Origin of the sequence: Mycobacterium simiae, from assembly GCF_008370645.1 — a bacterium.
Lineage (GTDB): Bacteria > Actinomycetota > Actinomycetes > Mycobacteriales > Mycobacteriaceae > Mycobacterium > Mycobacterium simiae_A.
The window spans coordinates 1-324 of sequence record NZ_VTZN01000598.1; the positions used below are offsets into that span (position 1 = coordinate 1).

Genomic DNA, 324 nt, shown 5'->3' on the forward strand with positions numbered 1-324 from the left:
TGGTCGTTGGTGTCCACCCGCTCTTTGTTTGAGTATCGGGCGGTGGTGGTGGGTGCTGAGCGCGCCCAGATGTTGGACGAGCTTGCGGGTGTAGCAGCGGGCGAGCCGGATGTGGTGGTGGGTCGGGCCCGCCCGGTGGGTAAGACGGTGTTTGTGTTCCCGGGTCAAGGTGCGCAGTACCTGGGCCTGGGTCGTGGTCTTTACCAGCGGTTTCCCGCTTTTGCCGCGGCTTTTGATGAGGTGGTGGCGGCCTTGGATGAGCATGCTCGGGTGGGGCTGCGGTCGGTGCTGTGGGGTGTGGATGCGGCGTTGTTGGACAGTACC

The 324-nt window shown here is 64.5% G+C and carries 1 pseudogene; it reads left to right on the forward strand.

Annotation, left to right across the window (positions count from 1 at the left end):
* A pseudogene (locus tag F0Q45_RS28460) lies at window positions 1–324 on the forward strand (type I polyketide synthase); the annotation flags it as partial.